Origin of the sequence: Caballeronia sp. INML3B (assembly GCF_023631305.1) — a bacterium.
GTDB lineage: Bacteria > Pseudomonadota > Gammaproteobacteria > Burkholderiales > Burkholderiaceae > Caballeronia > Caballeronia turbans.
Map to the genome: position 1 here is coordinate 19,700 of NZ_JALQDI010000074.1, position 21,729 is coordinate 41,428.

19 protein-coding genes are annotated in these 21,729 nt (G+C 58.3%); 16 read left to right on the forward strand and 3 right to left on the reverse strand.

Annotation, left to right across the window (positions count from 1 at the left end):
- Positions 1–25: 25 nt before the first annotated feature.
- The 8 genes from NCS58_RS30170 (at position 26) to NCS58_RS34550 (ending at position 7,209) form a co-directional block, all read left to right on the forward strand.
- On the forward strand, positions 26–1,213 hold the full coding sequence (locus NCS58_RS30170) for an ABC transporter substrate-binding protein (protein WP_250478132.1): 1,188 nt from the start codon (positions 26–28) through the stop codon (positions 1,211–1,213).
- A gap of 82 nt (positions 1,214–1,295) precedes the next feature.
- Positions 1,296–2,180 carry a branched-chain amino acid ABC transporter permease gene (locus NCS58_RS30175; RefSeq protein WP_250478133.1) on the forward strand — a complete coding sequence of 295 codons (885 nt, stop codon included), beginning with the start codon at positions 1,296–1,298 and terminating at the stop codon, positions 2,178–2,180.
- Entirely contained in the window at positions 2,167–3,138 is a 972-nt protein-coding gene (locus NCS58_RS30180; protein WP_250478134.1) for a branched-chain amino acid ABC transporter permease, read from the forward strand. Before NCS58_RS30175 ends, NCS58_RS30180 begins: the two co-directional genes overlap by 14 nt.
- Positions 3,135–3,896 (forward strand): ABC transporter ATP-binding protein, encoded by a 762-nt coding sequence (locus NCS58_RS30185; RefSeq protein WP_250478135.1) that lies wholly within the window; start codon positions 3,135–3,137, stop codon positions 3,894–3,896. Before NCS58_RS30180 ends, NCS58_RS30185 begins: the two co-directional genes overlap by 4 nt.
- The gene (locus NCS58_RS30190) at positions 3,893–4,612 is read left to right on the forward strand and encodes an ABC transporter ATP-binding protein (RefSeq protein WP_250478136.1); all 720 of its coding nucleotides are present in this window, start codon (positions 3,893–3,895) and stop codon (positions 4,610–4,612) included. Before NCS58_RS30185 ends, NCS58_RS30190 begins: the two co-directional genes overlap by 4 nt.
- A gap of 29 nt (positions 4,613–4,641) precedes the next feature.
- On the forward strand, positions 4,642–6,594 hold the full coding sequence (locus NCS58_RS30195) for an AMP-binding protein (RefSeq protein ID WP_250478137.1): 1,953 nt from the start codon (positions 4,642–4,644) through the stop codon (positions 6,592–6,594).
- Between the two features lie 16 nt (positions 6,595–6,610).
- Positions 6,611–6,826, forward strand: coding sequence for an NAD(P)-binding domain-containing protein (locus NCS58_RS30200; RefSeq protein ID WP_250478138.1), 216 nt, complete (start codon positions 6,611–6,613; stop codon positions 6,824–6,826).
- Positions 6,827–6,867: 41 nt separating this feature from the next.
- A complete protein-coding gene (locus tag NCS58_RS34550) occupies positions 6,868–7,209 on the forward strand; it encodes an NAD(P)-binding domain-containing protein (RefSeq protein ID WP_409219322.1) in 342 nt (113 codons plus the stop codon).
- A 320-nt stretch (positions 7,210–7,529) separates the two neighbouring features.
- Here the strand turns inward: NCS58_RS34550 and NCS58_RS30205 are convergent, their stop codons facing one another.
- On the reverse strand, positions 7,530–8,195 hold the full coding sequence (locus NCS58_RS30205; protein ID WP_250478139.1) for a TetR/AcrR family transcriptional regulator: 666 nt from the start codon (positions 8,193–8,195) through the stop codon (positions 7,530–7,532).
- Positions 8,196–8,506: 311 nt separating this feature from the next.
- Here NCS58_RS30205 and NCS58_RS30210 point away from each other — a divergent pair, with 311 nt between their 5' ends.
- From NCS58_RS30210 to NCS58_RS30230, 5 genes are all read left to right on the forward strand, one after another.
- Positions 8,507–9,511 (forward strand): substrate-binding domain-containing protein, encoded by a 1,005-nt coding sequence (locus NCS58_RS30210; RefSeq protein WP_250478140.1) that lies wholly within the window; start codon positions 8,507–8,509, stop codon positions 9,509–9,511.
- A gap of 344 nt (positions 9,512–9,855) precedes the next feature.
- Positions 9,856–11,487, forward strand: coding sequence for an FAD-binding oxidoreductase (locus NCS58_RS30215; protein WP_250478141.1), 1,632 nt, complete (start codon positions 9,856–9,858; stop codon positions 11,485–11,487).
- A 38-nt stretch (positions 11,488–11,525) separates the two neighbouring features.
- The gene (locus tag NCS58_RS30220) at positions 11,526–12,779 is read left to right on the forward strand and encodes a CaiB/BaiF CoA-transferase family protein (protein ID WP_250478142.1); all 1,254 of its coding nucleotides are present in this window, start codon (positions 11,526–11,528) and stop codon (positions 12,777–12,779) included.
- 205 nt (positions 12,780–12,984) lie between these two features.
- A complete protein-coding gene (locus tag NCS58_RS30225; protein ID WP_250478143.1) occupies positions 12,985–14,397 on the forward strand; it encodes a sodium:solute symporter family protein in 1,413 nt (470 codons plus the stop codon).
- Positions 14,398–14,408: 11 nt separating this feature from the next.
- Complete coding sequence (locus NCS58_RS30230; RefSeq protein WP_061121993.1) at positions 14,409–14,930, forward strand: gamma carbonic anhydrase family protein; 522 nt, start codon at positions 14,409–14,411, stop codon at positions 14,928–14,930.
- A 772-nt stretch (positions 14,931–15,702) separates the two neighbouring features.
- Here NCS58_RS30230 and NCS58_RS30235 read toward each other — a convergent pair.
- The gene (locus NCS58_RS30235; RefSeq protein ID WP_250478144.1) at positions 15,703–17,901 is read right to left on the reverse strand and encodes a hybrid sensor histidine kinase/response regulator; all 2,199 of its coding nucleotides are present in this window, start codon (positions 17,899–17,901) and stop codon (positions 15,703–15,705) included.
- A 283-nt stretch (positions 17,902–18,184) separates the two neighbouring features.
- Here NCS58_RS30235 and NCS58_RS30240 point away from each other — a divergent pair, with 283 nt between their 5' ends.
- Positions 18,185–18,910 (forward strand): LysR family transcriptional regulator, encoded by a 726-nt coding sequence (locus tag NCS58_RS30240; protein WP_250478145.1) that lies wholly within the window; start codon positions 18,185–18,187, stop codon positions 18,908–18,910.
- A 109-nt stretch (positions 18,911–19,019) separates the two neighbouring features.
- On the opposite strand, the gene NCS58_RS30245 is transcribed toward NCS58_RS30240, so the two are convergent.
- On the reverse strand, positions 19,020–19,862 hold the full coding sequence (locus tag NCS58_RS30245) for an IclR family transcriptional regulator C-terminal domain-containing protein (protein ID WP_250538954.1): 843 nt from the start codon (positions 19,860–19,862) through the stop codon (positions 19,020–19,022).
- A gap of 118 nt (positions 19,863–19,980) precedes the next feature.
- Between NCS58_RS30245 and NCS58_RS30250 the strand changes: the two genes are divergently transcribed.
- Positions 19,981–21,240, forward strand: a complete 1,260-nt coding sequence (locus NCS58_RS30250; protein WP_250538955.1) for an aromatic ring-hydroxylating dioxygenase subunit alpha — start codon at positions 19,981–19,983, stop codon at positions 21,238–21,240.
- A 14-nt stretch (positions 21,241–21,254) separates the two neighbouring features.
- Complete coding sequence (locus NCS58_RS30255) at positions 21,255–21,725, forward strand: aromatic-ring-hydroxylating dioxygenase subunit beta (protein ID WP_409219326.1); 471 nt, start codon at positions 21,255–21,257, stop codon at positions 21,723–21,725.
- Positions 21,726–21,729 lie beyond the last annotated feature (4 nt).

Below are 21,729 nucleotides of genomic sequence, written 5' to 3' on the forward strand. Positions count from 1 at the left end.
ATAGAAAAATCTTAGGAGACGGAAAATGCAACGACGAAACGATTTTGGCGCTTTTTTCCTTGGCGTCACACTCTCAATGGCGGTGGTTCCAGCACATGCGGATGACGTGCTCAAGTTCGGCGTGAGCGCACCGATGTCAGGTGCCGCGGCGAACTGGGGCATCGGTTGCGACTGGGTCGGCCAAAAGGTCGCAAAGCACATTAACGACAACGGCGGCATTCGTGCTGGCGGCAAGTCTTACAAAGTGCAACTGACTACCTACGACAACCTGTACACTGCCGCTGGTGGCGCGCAGAGCGCACAGGCTATGATCAACCGAGATGGCGTACATTACATTGTTCAGAGCCTTGGAACCGCGCCCGTGCAGGCGACGCAGAGTCTATCGGAGCGTTCGGGCGTAGTTCTCTTGACAACTGCATGGGGCAAGACAATCAAAGGCCCAAAGTTCCCGCTGACGTTCACCAATTCAAACACACCGTATGAGATTTTTGGACCGCTCTTTTCGCTCGTGAAGCAACAGCATCCGAACGTCAAGACCGTGGCATTGCTCAATCCGAACGATTCAACCGGCCAGCAGGCCGAAGCGCAATCCAAGCAGGAGTGGGCAAAGCTCGGCGTGAGTGTCGTCAGCTCCAGCTTCTATGAGCGCGGCACGACGGAATTTCAGTCCATTGCGACAAAAGTGGCCGCTGCCAAACCCGATGCTGTTGATCTCGGCGGATCGGCGCCCGGCGACGCTGGCAGCGTACTGAAGGAACTGGCGATTCAAGCCTGGGCGGGCGTAAAGCTGTATCCAGCGGGCACGGGAAGCGACACTCTCGTGAAGGTGGGCGGCAAGAGCGCTGAAGGCGTCTATATGGGCCAAGGCGCCGACTTCTCCGGCCCAACGGCGACCAAACTGCAACGAGATCTCGATACCGAGGCCAAACTGGCGCTAAAAGAACCGCTCAACATCCTGCAGATGGGCGTATGGGACGGCGTGATGGCGATCAAGGCCGGTATTGAAAAAGCTGACAGCGTTGATCCAAAAGCGGTAGCCCGAGCACTGCCGTCAACGAAGCCGGACACATCGTATGGAGCGGTGGGTTATGGCGGCAAGGCGACCTATGGCTCGCCGCAGCAACTGCTCGTGCCCGTGATCATTACCCAAATCAGAAATGGCAACACGGTCGAAGTGCGTCGAGTGGATTCACCGGACGTCAGCGGCAGTTAAGCGGGCGGCCATCTCACGACCCTCACATCGGTGCTGCACCGCTCGCGGACCGACCGCAAATCTGCACAGAAGGGTGATCTCCATGACGTTATTTCTTCAGCTTGCGTTGAACACGCTACAGGCAGGCTCCGTATACGTGCTGTTCGCGCTCGGCCTTACGCTGATTTTTGGCGTGATGGGCGTGGTGAACTTCGCGCACGGTCAGTTCTTCACGCTTGGCGCCTTACTAACGAGCGTACTGGTGCCGTCGCTGCAAGAAGCGCTGCACATCGGCGTCGCCGTGTCGTTCTTACTGTCGAGCGTGCTCTCGATCGCCGTCGTGCTCGCGTTGGCACTCGCGGTCTATCAGTGGGGCTTCCGGCAGTACCTGAGAGATATGGTCGGCTCGTTCATCCTTTCGGTCGGCATGCTGCTGTTTTTCGAAGGCGCTTTCTTATGGATCTTCGGCGGCGTGCCGCGGGTGGTCCCGAACATCGCGCCCGGCGAGCTACGCATCCTTGGTGCCGGGATCGAATTGCAAAGACTGATCGTTTGCGTGGTCGCGGTCGTGGTCGCGATATTGCTGTATGTGATGCTCGGGTATACGCGCTTTGGTCGCGCAATCCGAGCAACCGCTGAAGACGCCGGCGCTGCCGCGCTCCAAGGCGTGCGGTATAAGCGGACACTGCTCTATGGCTTCATGATAGGGTCGTTTCTCGCTGCTGTCTCCGGTTGTCTGATCGCGCCAATCACGGTGATAACCCCGGCAGTCGGGAACGACTATCTAGTCAAAGGTTTTATCACGATTATCATCGGCGGGTTGGGCTCAATTCCCGGGGCTATTCTTGGCGGGCTAACGATCGCGTTTCTCGAAAGCGTCGTCGGTTATTACCTTGACGGCACTATGGCGACGATCGGCATGTTCTGCCTAGTTGCCGTGCTACTTCTGTTCCGACCACGGGGGATGCTCGGCCATGTACAGCATTGACCGCAAGATCATTGTGCTGAATGCCGTGTTGTTGGTCGCGGCCATCGGGGCGCTCAGTTATTTTGAGCCGACGTATCTGACGCAACTTGTCGTCTGGTCTGCGATTAATGCGGTTCTCGCCGCCAGTATGCGCTTCGTTTTGCTCATCGGCGAGACGAACATGGCATGCGGCGCAATCTATGGCTTCGCTGCGTACCTCACCGCGATCGCCGTGACGAACGGTTTGGACGTGGTGCCACTTGTGCTTATTGCATCGAGCGTCGGCGCGGCCGTACTTGGCTTGCTGTTCGGTTGGATGACCTTGCGTGTGAAGGGGCCGTACTTCATGCTGATCGGTTTCGCGTTCACCGAGGTCATCCGTCTAGCATACACGCGTATCGATTTCGTCGGCGGCAATTCTGGCATGGTTGGCATCTATGCTCCGATGTCGCTCGAACCGTGGATGCCCGCGCTCAGCGTGTCGGTATGCTATCTACTGCTATGCGGTCTTTTCGCGGTGGAGAAGTCGTCGTTTGGTTTGCTAATGAACGCCATTCGCAACAACGACAACGTGGTTGAGACGCTGGGTGTTAGCGCTCTGCGCGTGAAGCTCTTGTGCTTTGTAATCGCCGCGTTGGTGGTCGGTGCGGCGGGATCGATACACGCATACAGCTATCACGTCATCAGCCCTGGCGATTTCAGCTTCCTAATTCCGGTTTACGCGCTTGCATACGCGAAGGTCGGCGGTGAGCGTCATATCGTTGGACCGGTGATCGGCGCCATCTTCCTCACGGTCGTCTCGCAACTCGTGCAGGGCTCGGGCGCGCTGCAGTATGTGCTGTTCGGCGGAGTCATTATTTTATCGATGCTCGGCGTGCGCGGCGGACTGATCGACGTCGGAAAATGGATTGGTTGCTGGTGCCTAATTGGCGGAAGGCCCGGTGTTTCGAAAGACCGTGCGAGCGGAGAACTTGGATGAATAACCATGACTTGCAATCGTCGCGCCAGTACTCCGCGCATCCATTGCTGGCGGTGAAGGGCTTGACACGGCGCTACGGCGGACTCGTCGCGGTTTCCGATCTGAATTTCGAGATCCGCGCGGGCGAGATCCTCGGGCTGATCGGTCCGAATGGGGCCGGGAAGACCACGACATTCAATCTGCTCTCGGGTCACGTGAAACCAAGCGGTGGGGAAATGCTCTTCGACGGCGCCAGCATTGCAGGTCTCGCGCCGCACGCGATTAGCCGACGTGGACTGGTTCGCACCTTTCAGCACGATAGTTTTTTCCGCGACATGACGGTGCTCGAAAACCTCGTAATCGCCGCAAACCGGCAGTGGCGAAAACGCATAGACCGGGTAGAAAGCGCGCATGCGATTGCAGCGCGAGTAGGTCTGGAAAAACATCTTGACATGGAAGCCGGGAGTTTGCCGCACGGAATGCAGCGGCTGCTCAGCGTTGGCATTGCGATCTCGACAAAGCCCAAGCTGCTGGGGCTAGATGAGCCGTTGACCGGACTGCATACCGTCGAAGTTGCGAATGTGCTCCACTTACTTCGCACGCTCTGTCGGGAAGACGGCACCACCATCCTAATCGTCGACCACAATATGAAGGCGATGATGGGCATATGCGATCGTTTCATCGTGCTTCAATACGGCAAGTTGTTGGCACAGGGTAGTGCGGAAGAAGTGCGCAATAACCCCGAGGTGATTCTCGCTTATCTGGGGACAACACAATGACAACGACAACTTCTCTTTCAGTGCGTGATCTGCGTGTGCGCTACCGCGGCGTGACAGCCGTTGACGGCGTCAATCTCGACCTGCCCCGTGGCGCAGTAGTAGCGCTGATTGGCTCGAACGGGGCCGGTAAGACTTCTGTGATGAACGCGGTGATGAATCTCGCGGGGGACTGTTCCGGCACCCGCGTCTTTGACGGCAATGATATCTCCAAGATGCGCACAGATCAGATCGTCGGTCTCGGAATGGCGCTCGTGCCCGAAGGGCGGCGGCTCTTTCCGTACATGACCGTTGCGGAGAATCTCACGATGGGTGCGTACCTGCGTCGCGACTCGGCGGCGATCCAACGCGATAGGGACCGCGTATTAGACGTCTTCCCCGCGTTGCGCGAGAAGCTCAATCATCCGGCGATGTCGCTGAGCGGCGGGCAGCAGCAAATGGTTGCGATCGGCCGCGCACTGATGTCGTCGCCGCGCCTTTTGCTACTTGATGAGCCGACCATCGGACTCGCACCAGCCGTGGTCGATCTAATCGGTACAACCATCCGCGCAATCAATCGAGATGGAGTGGACGTACTCTTAGTCGAGCAAAACGCGTCGGTGGCGCTTGATCTGGCGAGCTACGCCTACGTAGTTGATGGTGGCAACGTGGTCATGCAGGGCTCATCTGAAACCCTGAAACACGACAATCGGGTTCAGGCTACTTACCTTGGTCTTTGAAGCGGCGAGACAAGCCTATCGGAGCGCGTATGGATCACCGACCGAAACCGGTTTGGGCGCCTACTGACCATGACGTCACGACTGCGCAGGTTACTTCACTCGCGGAAACGCTTGGACAGAAGGATTTTGACAGCTTGTACGCATGGTCAATCGCCCATCCGGATGAGTATTGGGAAGGGGTGATACGGTGGCTTGGCATACGTTGGCGGGAGCCGTACTCATCATATGTCGACCTATCTAAGGGCAAGGCGTTTCCCCGTTGGTTCCCGGGTGGCAAGATCAACTGGGTCGAGAGCATCTTCGCGCCTTGCATGAACGACGGGCGCAGCGAACGACTAGCAGTCGTCTCGGAGGACGAGGGCGGGCGGGTCGTCGCACGTACTTTCGCGCAATTGCACGAGGATGTCCGTGCGTTCGCGGCGGGGCTGCAGAAAGCTCATCTCGGCGCTGGCGACCGGGTCGGCCTGCTCATGGAAAATAGCTTTGAAGCGGTCGTCTCGTTCTTGGCAATTTCGTGGATCGGTGCAGTCGCTGTGCCGCTCTTCTCCGGGTTCGGGGCGGACGCTATTGTCGCGCGGCTGATGGGCTGTGAAGCGAAAGGGCTAATTTGCACGGCCGGATATACGCGGCGCGGAAAGCCGGTGCGAATGGGCGAGACGATTGAGGCATGCGCGGCGGCACTCGCCTCGCTAAGTGTGGTGATTACCAAGCCGACGCGCGGTATGCCGCTCCAACCCATCGCTGGGGCGCTGAATTGGTACGACGTAACAGCGGCGGGCCGCGCAGATCCACTTGTCAACCCGCTGCTCGTTGAAGCGGATACGCCCTTTATGATCGTCTATACGTCGGGCACCACTGGCAAGCCAAAGGGCACGGTTCACACTCACGGCGGTTTTCCTCTGAAAATTGGCCACGACGCTGCGGTGTACTTCAACCTCGGCCCAGGCGATACTTGGCTGTGGCCAGCCGATATGGGGTGGGTCGCCGGTCCTATCACGATTGCTGGTGCGTTGTTGCGGGGCGCGACCCTGGTGTGCTACGGCGGCGCACCGGACTGGCCTGACTGGTCACGCTTGCCGCATTTAATTCGCCGGCATGGCGTTACCCACTTCGGCGCGTCGCCTACACTGATCCGCTCACTCGCAGCGCATCGATCGTCGATCTCGCGTTACGATCTCGAGTCCATCCGGCTTGTAATCACGGCGGGTGAGGTGATCGACACCGATACTTTCTGCTGGTATGGCCGCGCCTTCGACTGTCCCGTAATCAATTTCACAGGCGGTTCTGAGGCTTCGGGCGGACTGCTTGCGAACGTGGTCGTCAAACCGATCGTTCCCGGCGGCTTTAACGCCGTCGCACCCTCAATCCGGGTTGACGTCCGCGGGGGCGACGGACAACCGGTGCGCGGCAAGATGGGCGAATTGGCTGTGCTCGAGCCGTTCGTTGGGATGACGCGCTCGTTCTGGAACGATGCTGAACGTTATTTGGACACATATTGGCGCAGCATGCCCGATATCTGGATTCACGGCGATCTTGCGATCCAGTACGACGATCACATGTTCTTCCTTTACGGCCGCTCCGACGACACGCTTAAGATCGCGGGCAAGCGCGTAGGGCCAATAGAGATCGAAGACGTCGTCGTGAGCTTACAAGCGGTGGCAGAAGTGGCGGCGGTAGGCATCGCAGATCCGCAAAAGGGGCACCGACTCGTCGTGTTCGTCGTTCCCGACGAAATGTCGACAGAGGCGCAAACCGATGACGACCTTTGCGAGCAAATCAAGAGGATCGTCGCGCGAAAAGTCGGCCGGGAATTCGCGCCATCGGAGGTGCATGTCGTCGGCGAACTTCCAAAGACACGAAGCGGAAAGGTGATGCGGCGTCTCATTAAACGCGCATACGAGCGGCAGCCGCTCGGTGACATTGCGTCACTGGAAAACCCGGGCGCACTCTGCGCAATCCGCGCCCTGAGTCGAACCGATTGAATGGGAAGGGGGCAGTATGAAGATCGGTTTCGTCGGTGCTGGCCGGATGGGTTATCGAATGATCGGGAACCTGCTGCACCACCGACATGAGGTGTGTGTATTTGACAATGACGAGGCCGCGCTAAGACGCGTCGCAGAGCGTGGGGCGGCGGCTGCTTCACTCGCCGAGGTCGCGCGTCAGGAAATCGCAATTACGATGCTGCCGACGCCCGATGTCTCGCTGCAGGTGTAGAAGGCGACGCTGGTCTATTTGCGCTCACGCCGCGCAAAACGTTGCTGCTCGAATGCTCCACTGCCGACGTCGTGACGATCGAACGACTCGGCGTGAGGGGGACGCGGGCGGGCGCGCAGTTCGTCGATGCTCCACTGACAGGCGGCGTAGAAGGTGCGGAAGCCGGAACGCTAACGTTCATGGTGGGAGGTACGGGCGCACAAGTCACGCGCATCCGCCCCGTGTTGGAGGCGATGGGCGAGCGCATTCTCCACAGCGGGCCGTTCGGTAGCGGCAGCAAAATGAAACTCGTTACCCACATGATCTGCGCAACCAACTTGATGGTCGCCGCGGAAGCGCGGACACGGGCTCAAGCTGGGACTCGACGCGCAGTCAATGTATGACGTAATCGCAAACGGCACCGGGTGTTTGGCGCATACTACCCTCTACCAGGAGTCGTGCCCGGCGCCGCCGCGAGCCGGCGTTTCGCCCAACCGACGTTTCCAGTGACCGGCATGGCGAAGGACATGCGTTGCGCGCTCGACGCGGCGCGCGGCGTAGACGCGATTACCCCTCTACATAGCGTCGCGGAGAACCTGCTCAGGACTACTGCCAACATTTCGACAGGACGCTCGACTGGACCGCGGTCTCGACGATGTTCGGTTCGCGTCGCTTTTACCCGGATCTGCCGGGGGCTGGCGATTTTTTGTAACCTTGACTGAGATTACTTGAAGCCAAGGCCTCGGGCCATGAAGGTGCTAAGTGCTTCGATTACTTCTTCCGGCTCGGTGCGATCACGCAACGACCAGCGGCGCAATGCGATCATGGTCGGCAGGAATGTGACAATGTTTGCAGCGATATGAAGATTGCCGAAATCGAGCCGGGTCTCAGAACTGGCCGTCGAAAGAATCCCCTCAAACATCGCGATGAACTCCTCGACACGCGCAAGGATCACTTTACGAGACCGCTTGTCGAGCAGATGGCTATTTTGATAAATCAGCATGATCTCGTCCTGGTGCTCGTACATGATGCGTGCGACCGTACGCAGCGCCCCTGAAACTTGCGTTGCCGGCGCCGCGGATTCGTCAAGTGCCTGTTTCACCTTGAATTGGTACTCGGCAATAATCCGATCGCAGACAAGGTACAAGATGTCATCCTTCGATTTGACATAGTTATAGATCGTCCCCTGTGTCATATCGGCTGCACGTCCTATGTCGCGTACCGTTGCCTCATGAAATCCCTTTTCTATAAAAACTCTGATAGCCGCACGGACTAGTATGTCGCGGCGCTCTTGCACGAGCGTTTCGTCGCGAGTATTTGTTTTGACGATGCGCGCGCGAGGCTTGCGGACTGTGGGAGACTGGTCGTTGGAAGATGCATCGGATTTCATGCGTATATGCGAATGGAGAGTTTGTTCGAGCATCATTTCGCGGACTTGAATACTCGACGGAAGATGTGGCCAAGCGGTCGGCAAAGACGTAACTGACTGACGGCTCAGTCACTACAGTGTATGCCATCGCGCGTCCGAGGACAATTCTTGCTATTTCCTTGCGTTATACCGGCGCCTCCGCTACGTCCTTGGAGCGATCGGCCACCAGGATCGTCATTTTGGCAACTCAGATAAAATTGGAGTCGCCGCCTTCGATCCACGCATCCCGTGGGGGTCAGGCGGGCGCCGCCCTTTGCGGATCTGGATAGCCAATGATTAGCCTCAAACAGGTAGCTGCACTGGCGGGCGTGTCAACATCAACTGTGTCGCGAGCGCTGGCCGCACCAGAGCGCCTTCATCCGAAGACACTGAAAAAAGTGAAGGACGCCATTGAGTCGCTCGATTACCTGCCGTACGCGCCCGCACGGGTCTTACGCTCCGGGCGGTCGCAGTCAATCGGCATTGTGGCGCCAACCTTGATGAACGAGCTCTACGCGCGGGCAGTTGACACGCTGGAAGGAGAATTCCTTCGCATCGGTTACACGGGGCTGCTGACCTGTCATCGCGACGATCCCGATCTGGAACTGACCATCGTACGCACCCTGATTGAACGGCGAGTCGATGGTCTGGCGTTGATCGGGACGAACCACCATCCCGATCTTCTCGCACTTGTGCGGAAACAGAAGCTTCCATACGTGCTGATGTGGGCGACCGACGCCTCCGCTCTCCATCCGAGCGTCGGTTATGACAACCGTTTGGCGATGGCTCGCGTCGCGGAGCACCTAGTGCGGCTCGGACATCAGCGGTTCGCTGTGCTGCCTGGACCGATCGGAGTGCCATTAGCGGCTACACGGCTTAACGGCGTGCGACAAGCCCTAGCCATCCACGGAATACGCCTGGAGGCGCGCGATGTGGTCCCGACGCGATACGATCCGGGGGAAATCCGTGAAGCGACTCGTCGACTTATGCACACAGGGGTGCGGCCCAGCGCGCTGGTGTGCGGCAACGATATGATTGCTGCCACGGTACTGGCCGAATGCCGGGAACTCGGAATCGACGTGCCTTCGGAGGTGTCGATTACGGGATTCGGTGACTGGGACATCGCATCTTTGACGTTTCCCCCGCTCACGACCATTCGCTCCGACGCGGTTAGGATCGGCAAACTCAGCGCGAAGAACCTTTTGCGCCAAATCAACGCAACGGGCACGAGCGAGTGTCAACAGGACCAATTTGAAGCTGAGCTGATCGTGAGGCAGAGCACTGCCCGGGCTGCATGATGCACAAGCAAGCGTCACATTCGCTTTGCTACCAGATTGCGGGCGCTTTTTAGCAGACTTGGTTTAGACCTATTTGACTGTGACACCGCGCAGGCGCGCGCTTCTCTCCGCTTCTCTTCTCTTCGATCGCTCGATCAGAATGCCACCTCGCGCCGATCTGTAGCTCTTAGCCACCCCGTCAAGCAATTCGTCCACGGCGTGCGCGGCCGACTCCCACGTAAACCCTAGCGCGATCAGCGTTGACACGGTTGCGCACGCGCCGATACTCTATGCCAACGATTGCAAAACGCTAAATCGATGTTTTGTCGAGGAAATATAGCTGGTTTAACCAGAAGGTGACAACGTTGGCAAACCTGAAAAAGGAGATGCAGATGCAGAAGCGACGCCGCAAGTTCTATGGGTGGGGCTACGAGGGCGAAGATGTGTCCAACGACGAGCTCGTCGAATTTGAAAAAGCATGGACCCGCTTGCTAGGGGTGTCAGATTTCGAACCGGTGCCGTTTCCGCGGCCCGAAATGATCAAGCTGCGTGCCCCCCGGATAGCCGTGCCCGAATCGCTCAAGTCGATCTGCACGGTCGATCATCATGAGCGGCTCTATCACACATATGGAGCGTCGACGATTGACGTTGCTCGTGCGATCCGCGGCGAGTTCGACAATCCGCCCGACGTTGTAGCGTATCCGAACAGCGAAGACGATATCGTCGCGTTGTTCCGTTGGTGCGAAGACGCGAACCTCGCGGCGGTGCCATACGGCGGTGGCACGAGCGTGGTCGGCGGCGTGAACCCGCCGACGCATGACCGGTACCGCGGCGTCGTGACGATCGACATGCAGAACTTTGACAAGGTGCTCGAGATTGACCACAGATCGCAGGCCGCGCGCATCCAAGCAGGCGTGCTGGGCCCGCACCTCGAGCAGCAGTTGAAGGCCAGTGGACTGACGCTGCGCTTCTTCCTGCAGGCGTGGGAGTTCTCTTCGCTCGGTGGCTGGATCGCGACGCGCGCTGCGGGCCATTTTGCGACGGCCTACACGCAGATCGACGACCATATCGAGAGCCTACGGGTCGTGACGCCGGCGGGCAGCATCGAATCTCGTCGTTTTCCGGTGTCCGGCGCGGGCCCGAATCCCGACCGGATGTTCCTTGGCTCAGAGGGTGCGCTCGGCATCATCACCGAGGCATGGGTCAGACTGCATCGCAGGCCGACGCATCGTCGCATGACGAGCGTGCGTTTCGCGGACTACAATCGCGCCGTCGAAGCCGTGCGTGTTATTTCACAGTCTGGCCTTAATCCGGCGAATGCACGCCTCGTCGAGCGGGAAGAAGCACAGTACACAGGTTCCAGTGATGGCACCTATGACATTCTGGTGCTTGGCTTCGAATCGGCCGACCACGCCGTTGACGTTTGGATGCACCGCGCGCTCGAAATTTGCGGCGATTTTGGCGGTCAATGGGACCGCGGTGGGCCTGCAGACAACGACATCGGGCGCGATGCGTCGGCGAAGAGCTGGCGCGACAAGTTTTTGCGCGGACCCGCGTTGCGCGAACACGCGATCGCGCGTGGCGTGATGCGCGAGACGATGGAAACGGCGATCACGTGGGATCGCTTCGCGCAACTGCGCGAACATGTGAAGTCCGAGACCCACCGCGCGATCAAGGAAGTTACCGGCCGTCCCGGTTCGGTGACCTGCCGTTTCACACACATCTATCCGGATGGACCCGCGCCGTATTTCACATGGTTCGCATACGGCGATAAGCGCCGCATTCCTGAACAATACATGGCCATCAAGCAGATCGCCGAACAGTCGATGGTAGATGCAGGCGGTACCGTTACGCACCATCACGCGCTCGGACGAGATCATCGCCCCTGGTACGACAAGGAGCGTCCAGAGTTATTCTGCTCAGCGCTGCGCGCGGCAAAGCAAACCCTCGATCCTCGTGCAATCTTGAACCCCGGAATTCTCTTCGATCCGTCGTAAAGGGCCACAACAACGATGCGTCAAAACTGGAGATATCAATGAAAGGAGTGCTTTCCGGTATCCGGGTGCTTGATCTCAGCCGAATTCTTGCCGGACCGTGGTGTACCCAGCTCCTCGCTGATCTCGGCGCCGACGTCGTCAAAGTCGAGCGCCCGGGCAGTGGCGACGATACCCGCGCGTGGGGGCCCCCGTTCGCGCCTGGCCCCGACGGGGCGCCGAGCCGTGAGTCTGCTTATTTCCTTGCAGCGAATCGCGGCAAGCGCTCGATAGCGATCGACTTTAGCGTAGCGGCCGGGCAAGATGTAGTGCGAAAACTCGCAGCCAATGTCGACGTCGTAATAGAGAACTTCAAATTCGGTGACATGCGCCGTTATGGACTGGACTATTCGACGTTGCACGCGGTGAATCCGAAGCTTGTCTATTGCTCGATCACGGGGTTCGGACAGAGCGGCCCGTATCGGGAACGTGCCGGCTATGATTTCGTGATCCAGGCGATGGGCGGCTTAATGAGCGTCACTGGCGAGCGCGACGATCTGCCCGGGGGCGGCCCCCAGAAGTGCGGCGTGCCAATTTCCGATTTGATGACCGGCATGTATGCGACTGTGGCGATCCTTGGAGCGCTTAACGAACGCCATGTGAGCGGGCTCGGCCAGCATATCGACATGAGCCTGCTGGACACGCAGATTGGCTGGCTTGCCAATCACGGGCTCAACTATCTCGTCTCGGGCGACAACCCTAGACGTTGGGGTAACGCTCATCCAAATCTCTGTCCTTATCAGTCGTTCGATGCAAGCGATGGTGCGATGATCGTCGCCGTCGGTAATGACCGGCAATTTCAGTCTCTTTGCCGAGTGCTTGGACTGGACCAGATTGCGTCGTTGCCCGAATTCGCATCGAACAGCGGCCGTCTGGCTAATCGTGAACTTTTGGTCCAGCAGATCCAGCGCGCGCTGGCCAGCGGTACGCGTGAACGATGGCTCGCCGAACTAGAAGCAGCGGGAGTGCCGGCGGGTCCGATCAATTCTGTTGCACAGGCGCTCGCGGATCCACATGTTCTCGAGCGGGGCATGACGTTTTCCCTACCGCATGCAATGGGTTCGGAGGTGCCGCAGATTGCCAATCCGATCAAGTTCTCTCGCTCGCCGGTCCGATATGACCGTCCGCCGCCCGCTCTGGGCGAACACACCGACGAGGTGCTGACAGCGGCGGGTCTTTCTGACGCAGCAATCGCGGGCCTCAGAGAATCCGGCGTAATAGGGGCATGTAATCTGCGGACACCTGTTCCCAGCTGACTTGGGGCCTTGCAAAGCGACGACGAAGGATAGGTTTCAAATCGGCGCAGCACTGACAATGCTTCACCGACGACGCGGCTGCGGAGAATCGGCTCCGGGTCGCGTCAGTAGCAAGTTTGGCCTCGCGCCTTATCCACACGACAACAACTATTTGGATATCGGCTCTGAACAAATTTTGTAGTACTGAGAATGGTGGAGACGAGACATGCATCAGATCGACCCGACTGTAACCTACATTATCATCGGAGCACTCATCGCTTACATTGCGGCAACCGCGTTGCTAACCGTCAAATTGCGAAGCAGGGATTCAAGCGACTTCATGGTCGCCGCGCGTTCCATGCCGGCGATTGTCGTTGGCATTTTGATGATGTCAGAATTTGTGGGCGCGAAATCGACCATCGGTACGGCACAGGCCGCGTTCGAGTCCGGCTCCGCTGCGATGTGGGCAGTACTTAGCGCGGCGATCGGCTTCCCCTTATTTGGCATCTTTTTGGCGAAAAAACTCTATACGTCTGGGGAGTTCACGATTTCGGGCGCCGTTGCGAAGCGCTATGGCAGATCGACGCAGATCACAGTGTCACTCATCATGATATATGCGCTGCTCCTGGTCAACGTCGGCTACTACGTGAGCGGCGCTGCCGCTCTATCGACGATTCTTAACATCCCGCTCGGGCCTGCGGCGATCGTCACCGCGGTGGTCAGTACCTTCTATTGCGCGATTGGCGGGATGAAGAGCGTCGCATACGTATCCGTGGTTCACACGGTGGTGAAGTGTGTGGGCGTTGCCGTTGTGCTGGGCGTCGCGCTGACTTTGGCCGGCGGCATTCGACCAATGCTGGAACACATGCCGCAATTCAACTTCAGCGCCACAGGTAAAATTGGCTTTCCGACCATCTTTGCTTGGTCTATCGCGAACATCGGCGCGATCTTTTCGACGCAGTACATCATTCAGGCTGTGTCGTCGTTGAGAAGTGCGAACAGCGCGCGTACTTCGACATATATCGCGGGTGCATTGTGCATACCCGTCAGTATTGCGCTCGGGCTAATTGGTGTGGCCGCGAAGTATCTGTTTCCCGGAATGAAGAGCCTTTACGCCTTTCCGGTCTTCATGACATATATGTCGCCGTTACTCGCCGCAATAGTTGCAATATCACTGGCCGCATCCGTTTTCGTCGGTGTTTGCAGCGTATGTCTTGCCATCTCGTCATTGATCGTAAAAGATTTTTATAGCCCGATGCGTCACCCTTCGCCTGACCAGGAATTTCGGATGTCTCGATTGCTGGCGATTCCAATTGGTTTCGTACCGCTCGCGTTTGTGTTCTTCTTTCCCGAGGTGCTGCACCTGTCTTTCTTCACGCGCGCGATTCGCTTGTCAATAGCGGTAGTGGCAGTGCTCGGTTTCTACCTGCCGTTATTCAGCAGTAGCCGGGGCGCAACATTGGGGCTGCTGTGCGCAGTCCTTGCGACCACAGCGTGGTACGCGATGGGCGATCCATATGGCATCGACAATATCTACATTGCGTTGGCAGCGCCGCCGATCGTGATGGCGCTTGATCGACTTTTTCCAAAAGCGGCAGACAAACGTCAGGTGGCACCCATTACAAACAACGTCGAATAGGACCCTTTCATATGACTCTCTTTTCTCTCGCCGATGAGCGACCCCGAGTTTCGTCCGATGCTTACATTGCGCCCAATACCGTCCTGATCGGTGACGTGCGCATCGGTAGCGGCAGCAGCGTCTGGCCGCAAGCCGTGCTACGCGGTGATAACGATGCAATCTCGATTGGCGACGGCAGTAATATCCAAGACGGAGCGGTCGTGCATGCCGACCCCGGCCATCCCGTCGACATCGGCAACAATGTAAGCGTGGGCCATGCGTGCGTGTTGCACGGGTGTCGAGTGGGGAGCGGCACCCTGATTGGCATCCACGCGACGATTCTGAACGATGCATATATTCCAGAAGGCTGTATCGTTGGCGCCAACGCGTTGATTACTGAGGGCAAGGTGTTTCCGCCTCGTTCGCTAATCATCGGTTCGCCCGCGAAAGCTGTACGCCAACTTACGGGCGCGGAGATTCAGGCGGTTCTTACCAACGCGAAGGACTACGAGTCCAAGGCTGTGCGTTATAAGGAGGCACTCCAGGAAATTTGAAACGGCCACATTCGAAGATGGGTTGTGGTTAGAAGGCTCTTCCCCGACGCTTATGCAGCCGCTTGCCGCCACGGAATGAGCGGGCGGCGAGGTCGATTTTTCTAACGCTAAGCTGGAGGTTCATATCAGGCGACGAAATGTCGCCTGATTAGGAACCTTTTTACACAGATTGGTCGTGTATCACCGGAGGGGCTCTGATACCGCCCGGCGCGGGGGTGGACTCGCGACTGGCAGAATAATAGTGGCACTTCGGACACGCACAGACCGGTGACCGACGGACAACCTGTTTGCACACCGCCATCGGTAACCGTTGCTTCGCATGCGTTTGCCCAATCGTGTCAAGTTCGACATCGTTCGCGTTACCATCGCGAGGGTAACCGCCGGGTCCGGATGCGCAAAAGGATGCCGCATTTGCGCTAGGAGACAATCCAATAGTCTACTCGCGCCGCAATCCTGCCGATTTGAATTACTACCTTAACGGCCTGCCGATGCTTGTCGAGCCGTTGATGCGCCTCATTCGATGCGCACATCGCTTTGAATCCTCGGCAACTGCTGGTGCAGCGATCGAATCGAGGTTATCGACTGCGTTCGGCTGTGGTTTAAGCTACCTGTTGTAACGAGGGAGGCGGCCAATCGATTGCTTGGCAACAAAATGGCATCGCGCAAGGTCGACCTGTTGGCCAGCGTGCTGTATGCGTTCTGCAAAGTCCATATTCGCTTCCTGTAGCCATGTGGTTCCGAGCACAGCATTCCATAACGGACGATCGCAACGCTATGCACCCGCCGGCCGCGACAGTTTCACGCTCTGCAGCAGCGCCTGCAAGTCGTCGATATTGAACGGCTTGGAAAGAATCGTCACGCCGACATGTTTCGCGCGTTCAAGTTCATCGGCATAGCCCGTCATGAGCGCGATGGTCTGTTGTGGCCACTTCCGGCGAACTTTCTCCGCGACGTCGATCCCGCTATTCAAGCCCGGCATCTGCACATCGGAAAGAATCAGGTCGAAGGTCGCGCCATCCTCGAGTAGACTGAGCGCTGCATCGCCGGTCAGTTCGTGCCGCGAGTGCCAGCCGAACACTTCCAGAACCGCCGACAGTCCGGCTGCGACCTCTTCGTTATCCTCGACGAGCAGAATCGAGCCTTTTACCGGCGCTGTCGTGGGCGCGGGTGCAAGAGGCGATGCGACGGGATTTGTGCCGACGCTTTCTGTCGAACGCGGAAGGATGAGCGATACGGTCGTGCCTTCCCCAACGATGCTCTCGATACGCGCCGTCCCGCCCGCCTGCTCGCACATCGCGATGACCTGCGCGAGACCGAGTCCGGTGCCCGCATTCGCGGCTTTCGTCGTGTAGAGCGGTTCGAATGCGCGCTGCACGACCGTGGGCGCCATGCCGACGCCCGTATCGGAACAGGAGACCAGTACATACTCGCCGGGCTTGAGATTGCCGCTGCCCGTTTCGACGATGCTGTTCTCGCAGCGCACGACGAATTTTCCGCCGTGAGGCATCGCATCCTTGGCGTTGACCGCGAGGTTGATCAATGCCGACTGCAGTTCGGACGGATCGACGTAAATCGACCAAGTGCTCTCCGGAGCGTCGATATGCAAGCTGATACGGTCGCTGAGCGACATGCGAATCAGCGATGCGTCCTGTTCGAGCCATGCGCCGACATCGACGACTTCCTGACGCAGGGGCTGCTTGCGCGCCACGCTGAGCAGCCGCCTCGCCAGGCCCTCGGCCGTCACCGAGGCGCGTTCGACCGCTATGACTTCCTTCTCGAGCCCATTGAAGCCCTTGCGCCGCGCCAGTTCCATATTGGCTTTCACGACCATCAACAGATTGTTGAAGTCGTGCGCGACGTTCGCCACGAGATTGCCCAGCGCGCCCATGCGCTTCATCTGACGCGTCGTCTCCTCCGCCGAAAGACGCATGCCAAATTCCGCTTTCCACCTTTCCCATGCCGTTCGCTCGCGTCTGAGGCGTGTCAGGCTGAACGCGACCAGCAGCCAGATGCCGACACAAGGCACCAGCGTTGCGATGGCGATGAGACCGTCGTGCTTCAGCCACCTCGACATCACGACGGAAACGGGAATCCCGCTCGTCACATAGAGCGGATAGTCTCCCACTTGCCGATAGACGAGCAATTTCTGCACGCCATCGAGCGTCGAAAAAATTCTGAGGCGTCCGCTCTTGCCGTTAACGTGCACGGCTTCCATCAGAGGCTGATTGTTCGTGGGCGGTCTTCGTGCGCGCGGAGCGGGAAATCGCACGAGCGTCGTACCGTCGCCCCGAAACAGGCCGATGGTCAGCGCGCTGTCATGGATGGTCAGCCGCTGATAGAAAGACAGGAAATAGTCCCGCCGAAGCGAAATGACCAAAGCGCCGAGATAATGACCTGCGGCGTCGTAACGGGGAAACGTAAGGTTGAAGACGTCGATGACCGGGGCCGGAGTCCGTTCGGGTTGCGAAACGGCCATCTTTGCGCCGCCCACGGGCCTGTCGAAGAAACTGATGAGGCGTTCGTCGATGGATTGCAGTCCGACCGGGTAGGCGCTGCTGCTTGCTAAAAGATTGCGGTTGCGCCCGAATAACGTGATCGCGGCGACCGACGGTAGCCGCTGTGCGGTATCCGCAAGAAAGTCGTGAAGCGACTTTTGTCGCGCGCGTATTTCCGCATCGCCGTCGCCGCCCACCATGGTCAGCACGCGAAGCGACACCTCCTGACTGACATCGAAGACCTTCACAGCCTGTTCTTCGGCCACCCGCGAAAGTCGGTCGATGCCTTCCGACGAGTCGGAAAACCGACTTTGAAAGCCGAAATAGCCATACACAGCCAGAAAAAGCAGGGGCGTGACGATCGAAGCGACCAATGTCGCGATAAGCATGCGGCGCGTCGTGCCGAAGTCGCGTGGCGGCACAGGTATGTCCAGCGCTGAGCCGTCCGGATTGGATGTTTCCGGATGAATGATCATAAATATTGCGTCGGTATCGAGAACGGGAAGTCTATGGACATGTCCCGGCAGCGTCAAATGAGTATCGGCGCTGCATGCGCGGCGGCGAGGACGTGGCCTGAGTTTCCGAGCGATGGCGGGGAGGGCAGCGGCGGCGGACCGTGAGTTTCGTGGATTTGCATCGGCGAGGGGTCTTCGCCGCGCATCACGACTCGCTTTACTTTATAGTACTGACTATTGCCATCGCGCGCGCAACGGAAACCAGGGCTGATAATTGGGCTGTCGTTCGTTTAATGATGCCATCATGGAACAAATCGTTGTCGAAAGACTGACGGGGCTGATTGCTTTCGCGCGTGCCGCATCGCTTGGCAGCTATACGGCTGCCGCGCGTTCGCTGTCCGTTTCGCCATCGGCTATCAGCAAGAGCATCCAGCGGCTGGAGCAGCATTTCGGACTCAGCCTGTTCAGCCGGACCGCTCGCTCACTGACGCTGACGCCGAAGGGACGCGATCTTCTGGAGCGCACGCAACGCTTATTGCACGAGGCGGAAGGTAGAGCAAGGCGTCGCCGCCGCGCGCGCGGAGCGGCCGGAACGTCGCTCAGGCTAACGACGAAATCGCTGATCGAACTGCGGTTCTGCCTCCCCTCGGAGATGCCGCCAACGGCGGTATTTCGTCGGTCTGCGGGCTCAAACTTCGCCTGCTTCAGTTTTACGAACATGCGAGGCGCAGCAATCGAGGAAGTGAACCTCGCTGAGCACGTGGTGCGCGACGCGTCTACCGGGCTCTCCGGTGTGCTGCGTATCAGCGCCGCCGTGACCTTCGCGCGCATGCACGTCATACCCAAGCTGAAGACGTTCCTCGACCGGCACCCGAGCCTGTTGTCGTTCTGGCTTGCCGCGAAACTGACTAGCACATGCACGTTATCTAGGGAGGTGTGCTCAAGCGCCAATGAGGCAACATTGTTGTCTCGGGCTCTTTGTCCGGTGCTGGAACAATCGGCACTCCGAGCGAAAGCGACTGCGGAATAGGGCGTCGTGTTGCGTGTATAAAATTACCCGCCGATGACAATTCGGCGGAGTTGCATTTCCATTACGACCACCTGAAATTCACGGACCGTGAGTGGGGCATTGAATGCGATCATAGCGCTTTCTCAATCCTTTCTGCCACACGAAGCAAGACCGTTAGGAAACGGCCGGTCAATTCATTTGCGCTTACGCGCGCTGACGACACGCTCACACTCAAAGCTGCTTCGATGGTCCCTTCTCGATTCCGAACCGGCACGGCGATCGCTCGCATCCCCAGTTCGAGTTCCTCGTCGCTGATGGCGTAGCCGTCTGAATTAACGCGGCGGATAGAATCGAGCACCTGCTCAGGCTCATTGATCGTCCGGGAAGTGAGCTTTGTCATAGGCAACGCCAAGATGGCGCGCTCAATCTCTTCGTTCGTCTTCTGGGAGAGCAATACTCGACCTGTCGCAGAACAATAAGCAGGGAGGCGGCCGCCAAGCTTCGCCCCGGTCGATACGATGCGGATTGCCTCGGCGCGTCCGACAAACACTGATTGACCGTCATCGAGTACGGCGAGAGATACCGACTCCTGGAGCTCGTCGCGCGCAGCCGCGAGCAGCGGCTGCGCGATCTGCGCAACCGACGACGTACTGAGATATGCGCCGCCCAGCCGCAGCATCCGAGGCAGCGGTGAAAAAAACTTACCGTCGTGGGACAAGTACCCCAGGTCCACAAGTGTCAACAAACAGCGCCGGGCGGCCGGACGCGTGACGTTAGCTAACCGGGCCGCCTCGGCGACGGTCATCCGTGGGGATGCCGCACTGAATGCCTCGATGATGGCCAAACCCTTTGCAAGTCCACCCATTCCCTCCCGTAAGCGGGATCCGCCCTCGCCCTCAACTGCAGATTCCTGCTCAAAACCTGGCGCGCCGACGGACTCGTCAGCGTTGACTGCTTCGTTGGGGAATGTCATGATAGTTCCGTATTCGAACACTGTACGGTATTCGAACACATCCACCCGGCGGTGTCAAATGTCGAGCGGCATGGATTCAAGACGCTCGGCACATCAAATTTCGCGCAAGGAGAAACACTTGAACTTCATTCCCATCAAACCAGCGCCTCGTGCAGATATCAGGTGGCCCGAAAGAGGCTTGACGCGCGTGCCCTATACGGTGTTCCGAAGCGAAGCGGTGTACGCCGACGAGCAGGACAAAATTTTCCGCGGCGCAAACTGGAATTTTCTTTGCCTCGAAGTGGAAGTGCCGAACGCAGGCGACTTTCGCTCCACGTTCGTTGGCGACACCCCGGTCGTCGTCACGCGCGATGAAGACGGAGAGCTTTATGCGTTCGAGAATCGCTGTGCGCACCGCGGCGCAATGGTGTGCCTGGAGGATCAAGGCAATGCCAAGGACTTCAGCTGTGTCTATCACGCCTGGACCTATAACTTGCAGGGGGACCTGAAGGGTGTCGCCTTCAAGGACGGTATCAACGGCAAGGGGGGCATGAAGCCTGATTTCTGTATGGAAGATCACGGGCTACGCAAGCTACGTATCGAAACGCTGCACGGGCTTGTGTTTGGTAGCTTTTCGGACGATGTGGCGCCGCTGGAGGATTACGTCGGCGAAGAGATCGTGTCACGCGTCGCACGCATTTTGGATGGTCGGGTTCCGGTGGTGCTCGGCCGATTTACTCAAACGCTTCCAAACAACTGGAAGCTTTACGTTGAGAACGTCAAAGATTCCTATCACGCGAGTATCCTGCATCTATTTTTTACTACGTTCCAGTTGAACAAACTTTCGCAGCGCGGTGGAATCATTGTTGACCCAAGCGGAGCGCATCACGTCAGTTTCTCCGCGGTGGACCATACGAAGGATGACGCGGGAAGCGACTATTCGAAGCAGAACATTCGCTCGGAGAGCGGACATCGTTTAGAGGACGTGTCCATCCTCAAAGGCACCGACGAGTTCGGTGATGGCATTACGCTGCAGATCCTGTCCGTGTTTCCAGGCTTCGTGCTACAGCAGATTCAAAACGCCATCGCCGTGCGTCAGATCTTGCCGAGAGGCATCGAGGAAACCGAGCTGAACTGGACATATCTCGGATTCGACAATGACACGCCGGAGCTGCGGGAAATGCGCTTGCGGCAAGCTAACCTGGTTGGCCCCGCGGGATATGTCTCGATGGAAGATGGCTGCGTCGGAGGCTTCGTTCAGCGTGGTATCGAAGGCGCGGAAGGATCCTGCTCGGTACTTGAAATGGGTGGCGACACAGCCGATAGCAGCGAGAGCCGTGTAACAGAAGCCTCCATTCGAGGCTTTTGGAAGGCGTATCGCCACGCTATGAACTATTGATCGCAGGGGACCCCATCATGCAAGACGTTTTTCAGTTGATTGCGCGAGCGCAGGCTGAGTATGTGCGCTGCATAGACGATGGAGATCTCGCCGGATGGCCAGACTTCTTCGTCGACGAATGCATCTACAAAGTGACTACGGCTGAGAATCACAAGCGAGGTCTCGAGGCAAGTCTGATCTATGCGGCGTCGCGCGGCATGCTAATGGACCGGGTCGCGTCGCTGCGGGATGCGAACATTTACGAGCGTCATGCGTATCGACATCTACTCGGACAGCCCTACATCGTGTCGGAGGACCTCGACGTCGTCCGCAGCGAGACTTCGTTTATGGTCGTGCGCATCATGCGCGACGGAACGACGAGCCTATTCGTCACAGGGCGCTATCTTGATGCTTACGTGCGTAATGGGAACAGCGTGCGATTGCGTGAACGCGTTGCCGTGTGTGATAGCTCGCGCATTGATACTCTGCTCGCGCTGCCGTTGTAGAAGG